This window comes from Rhodococcus sp. NPDC057014, from assembly GCF_042673295.1.
Taxonomy (GTDB): domain Bacteria; phylum Actinomycetota; class Actinomycetes; order Mycobacteriales; family Mycobacteriaceae; genus Rhodococcus_F.
Genome location: NZ_JBHUSF010000506.1, coordinates 1 through 3,981, shown reverse-complemented (window position 1 = coordinate 3,981; position 3,981 = coordinate 1). Strand labels below are relative to the sequence as shown.

General features: G+C 69.5%; 6 protein-coding genes. 5 read left to right on the top strand and 1 reads right to left on the bottom strand.

Features of this window, described 5'->3' with window-relative positions; translation table 11 throughout:
- Both ACFTZB_RS43850 and ACFTZB_RS43845 read left to right on the top strand, forming a co-directional pair.
- Positions 1 to 227: DUF1028 domain-containing protein (locus tag ACFTZB_RS43850; protein WP_378441998.1), on the top strand; the 227-nt coding region annotated here is incomplete at its 5' end.
- Entirely contained in the window at positions 224 to 1,381 is a 1,158-nt protein-coding gene (locus tag ACFTZB_RS43845; protein ID WP_378441996.1) for a M20 family metallopeptidase, read from the top strand. The genes ACFTZB_RS43850 and ACFTZB_RS43845, both read left to right, overlap by 4 nt.
- Here ACFTZB_RS43845 and ACFTZB_RS43840 read toward each other — a convergent pair.
- On the bottom strand, positions 1,378 to 1,791 hold the full coding sequence (locus tag ACFTZB_RS43840) for a VOC family protein (protein ID WP_378441994.1): 414 nt from the start codon (positions 1,789 to 1,791) through the stop codon (positions 1,378 to 1,380). The genes ACFTZB_RS43845 and ACFTZB_RS43840 overlap by 4 nt on opposite strands.
- 126 nt (positions 1,792 to 1,917) lie before the next feature.
- On the opposite strand from ACFTZB_RS43840, the gene ACFTZB_RS43835 reads away from it, so the two are divergent.
- From ACFTZB_RS43835 to ACFTZB_RS43825, 3 genes are all read left to right on the top strand, one after another.
- Positions 1,918 to 2,661, top strand: a complete 744-nt coding sequence (locus tag ACFTZB_RS43835) for a DUF429 domain-containing protein (RefSeq protein WP_378441991.1) — start codon at positions 1,918 to 1,920, stop codon at positions 2,659 to 2,661.
- Positions 2,662 to 2,764: 103 nt separating this feature from the next.
- Entirely contained in the window at positions 2,765 to 3,409 is a 645-nt protein-coding gene (locus ACFTZB_RS43830) for a DNA alkylation repair protein (protein WP_378442000.1), read from the top strand.
- 106 nt (positions 3,410 to 3,515) lie between these two features.
- Positions 3,516 to 3,971 carry a tellurite resistance TerB family protein gene (locus ACFTZB_RS43825; protein WP_072944086.1) on the top strand — a complete coding sequence of 152 codons (456 nt, stop codon included), beginning with the start codon at positions 3,516 to 3,518 and terminating at the stop codon, positions 3,969 to 3,971.
- The last annotated feature ends 10 nt before the right edge of the window (positions 3,972 to 3,981 follow it).

Sequence of the window (3,981 nt, the reverse complement as noted above, 5' to 3'; positions counted from 1 at the left end):
CCGCGCCCCCCGCGGGCCCCGAGGCCGGACCCGTGCACTCCGCGGGAATGCAGGTGGTCGAGGACGTGCCCTGGGCCGTCACCGATCTGCGGGTCGACTGGCACGACGACCCGGTTGGCGAACTGCGCCGGCTGTGGACGGTGTGGGAACCGCAGAAGCGGGACTACCGGGTGCGGGGTGTCGACCCCACGGCCGCCCCGTCCTACGGCGTCCCGGGTGACCTGTGAACGCCGACACCGCGATTCGCGACGGGGTCAGGCGCGCCGAAGACCGGATCCTGGCGCTGTCCCACGACCTGCACGCCCACCCGGAGGTCGCGTGGGAGGAGGAACGCTCGTGCGTGCGGGTCGCCGGGGTGCTCTCGGACGCCGGTTTCACGGTGGAGCAGCAGTACGTCGGGCTGGCCACCGCGTTCCGCGCGCACGTCGGGACCGGGCCGCTGCACCTCGCGGTGTGCGCGGAATACGATGCGCTCCCCGGCCTCGGCCACGCGTGCGGGCACAACGTCATCTCCGCCATCTCGGTGGGGACGGCGCTGGCCCTCGCGCCGCTCGTCGACGACCTCGGCATCACCCTGTCGGTGCTCGGCACCCCCGCCGAGGAGGGCGGGGGCGGCAAGATCGAGATGCTGCGACGCGGGTCGTTCGAGGGCGTCCACGCCGCCGTCATGGCCCACCCCGGACCCGTCGACGTGGCCCGTGCCGAGCCGTACGCGGTGTCCCACAGCCACATCCGGTACGACGGCAAGGCCGCGCACGCGGCGGCGTACCCCGAGCGCGGCGTCAACGCGGCCGACGCGTTCACCGTCGCCCAGGTCGCCATCGGGCTGCTCCGGCAACAGCTACCGTCGAGCGCGCGCGTGCACGGGATGATGACCCGCGGGGGAGAAGCGCCCAACGCCATCCCCCAGCGCACCGAAGGCCGCTGGTACGTGCGCGCCGAGACCCTGGACGAGCTGGCCCGCATCGAACCCCGGGTCGCCCGCTGCTTCGAGGCCGGCGCCGTCGCCACCGGCTGCGAACTCACCATCGCCCCGGAAAGCGAACCGTACTCGGAGTTCCGCACCGACGAAGCGCTGCTCGCGTCGTACGTCCGGCACGCGGAGGGCCTCGGCCGCGTGTTCCGCACCGGCCCGGACTCGCTGATGAACCGGGCCTCCACCGACATGGGCAACGTCTCGCAGGTGATACCCGCGATCCACCCCTACATCGGCATCGACTCGGCACCCGCCGTCAACCATCAGGCCGAGTTCGCTGCGGCCAGCGCCGCACCCGCCGCCGACCGCGCCGCCGTCGACGGCGCCCTCGCGCTGGCCCTGACCCTCCACGACGCCGCCCGCGGCTCCGCCACCCGTGAGTACTTGTTAACCGCCCGACGTTAGGAAGTACTCACGGGTGCCGGAGGCGCAAAGAACTCCAGCGCAATGTTGTCGGGGTCGCGGAACGAAATTCCGGACCCGTAGTGCGCCGTCTTGATGCCCCCGTGCTCGATTCCGAGTGCGTCGAGCCGCTCCACCCACCCGGGCAGTGCGTCGAGGGAACAGGCGAACGCGATGTGGTCGAGCCCGACCTGCCGTTCGTCGAACCTCGTAGGTGCGCCGCTGTCGGGATGGGTGTGCAGGCCGAAGAGCATGCCCCCGTCGAGGGCGAACACCGTGTGGTGGAACGTCCCCGATTCCTCGTCCTCGTCCAGGACGGGCGCCGAACCGAACAATGCTGTGTACCAGGCGGTGCTGGCCGCCAGGTCGGACACGGTGATCGCGACGTGGGTGAGGCCCGGGAAACTGGACATCTGCGACTACTCTCTGCTCCGGTGAATCGGTCTCTTCTTTCGACCCTAGCGAGCCGGCACTGCCGGGTGGTGGACAACGACGAACGCGACGAGGCTCCACCACCGCGTCGGACGTAGCCTGGTTCGGTGCGCACGGTGGGAGTCGACCTTGCGGCCGAGCCGAGGAAGACGGCCCTGGCCGTCGTCGACTGGTCCGACGGCGTGGCCCGCGTCGAGTCGATCCGGCTGGGAGTCGGCAACGATGCCATCGCCGAGGCTGTCCTGGCGTGCGACAGGGCCGGTATCGACGCACCGTTCGGCTGGCCCGACGCGTTCGTCCGGATGGTGTCCGAGCACCACGCCGGCCGACTGCCCGCGACCGTCGGTCTCGCCAACCGCGAGGGGCGTCGTCCGCTGACCAAGCGGCGCACCGACCTCGTGGTGCAGGCCGCGACGGGAATAGCGCCGCTCAGCGTGTCGGCGGACCTCATCGCCCACGTCGCCTTGCGCTGCGCCGGCATCCTCGCCGAACTCGGCGACCTGGGCGTCGACGTCGGCCGCGTCGACGGGCGGGTGGTGGAGGCGTATCCGGCGGCAGCGCTGCGCACCTGGGGGCTGGTGTCACGCGGGTACAAGAGCGTGCAGAACCGGGTGACGTTGGGAGAGTTGGTCGACGCGTTCCTCGCGGCCGCGGACTGGATGGAACTCGGTGCATTCCAGACGATCTGCCGTGAATCGGACGACGCGCTAGACGCCGTGCTGGCCGCCGTCATCGCGCGGGCCGCGGCCCTCGGCTGCACGGCACTACCCGACGGTGGCGACCGCGACGTCGCCGAGCGGGAGGGGTGGATTCACGTGCCGACGGCGGGGCTGCAGTCGCTGCGGCCCTAGACGGTCAGGGGCCCGACGTAAGCTGGGCGCGATGTCGGGCGGAGAAGTAGAGGAGATCGTTGTGGCGACTCGTGCGGTACCGCAGGCCAGTGTCGGCGACGTGATGGCGGAACTGGCGGCCCTGGAAGATCCGAAGATTCGCGCCGTGAACGAACGCCACGGCGACGATCACGGTGTCAACCTCACCAAACTGCGCGCAGTCGCGAAGAGTCTGAAGACCCAGCACGACCTCGCCGGTGAGCTGTGGGGGACGGGTGACACCGCGGCCCGTCTCGTCGCGATCCTGATCTGCCGCCCCAAGGCGTACTCCGCGTCCGAGCTGGACGCCATGCTCCGCGACGCACGCGTGCCCAAGGTGCACGGCTGGCTCGTCAGCTACGTCGTCAAGAAGAGCCCGCACGTCGAAGAACTGCGCGTCGCGTGGTTCGCCGACGCCGACCCGGTCGTCGCCAGTGCGGGGTGGGCGCTGACCAGCGACCGCGTGGCGAAGGACTCCGGCGACCTCGATCTGCCCGAACTCCTCGACCTGATCGAGGCGCACATGAAGGATGCGCCGGACCGCCTGCAGTGGGCGATGAACGAATGCCTCGCCAACATCGGCATCCATCACCCCGAGCTTCGTGCCCGCGCGATCGGCATCGGCGAACGCCTCGAAGTCCTGAAGGACTACCCGACCCCGCCCAATTGCACGTCCCCGTACGCGCCGATCTGGATCACCGAGATCGTCCGCCGCCAGACCCAGAGCTAGCCGCATGCGACTGCGCTGGTAGACCGACCGCGGCGACGTCCGCCCGCGAAACCTGGCAAATTGGACACCACACGCACCGTGCGTGGGCACACGAAGAAGGAGTCCAATGGCTTTCTGGGATCAGCTGAAGGCAAAGGCGTTCGAGATGAACGGCCAGCTCAAGACGAAGACGGCGCAGTTCCAGAACAAGGAGTTCGCCAACGCCTCCATGGCCATGTGCGCCCTCATCGCCGCGGCGGACGGGACCATCGACCCGTCCGAGCGGCAGAAGACTGCGGGGCTGATCACCAGCAACGAGGCGCTCAGTGTGTTCCCGTCGGACGAGCTGAGTCAAAAGTTCGACTGGTACTGCAGCAAACTGCAGTCCGATTTCGAGTTCGGCAAGATCGAGGCCACCGCCACCATCGCCAAGCTGAAGACCAAGCAGGATCAGGCTCGGGCCGTCATCCAGATCGGCATTGTCATCGGCGGCGCCGACGGCAACTTCGACCAGAACGAGCGAAACGTGGTGCGCGACGCCTGTTTCGCCGTCGGCATCGCGCCGGCCGAATTCGAACTCTGAGGTGAACGGT

Coding starts and splice junctions, on each gene's coding strand:
- ACFTZB_RS43840 (WP_378441994.1), bottom strand. CDS start 1,791: ATGTCCAGTTTCCCGGGCCTCACCCACGTCGCGATCACCGTGTCCGAC.
- ACFTZB_RS43830 (WP_378442000.1), top strand. CDS start 2,765: ATGGCGGAACTGGCGGCCCTGGAAGATCCGAAGATTCGCGCCGTGAAC.
- ACFTZB_RS43825 (WP_072944086.1), top strand. CDS start 3,516: ATGGCTTTCTGGGATCAGCTGAAGGCAAAGGCGTTCGAGATGAACGGC.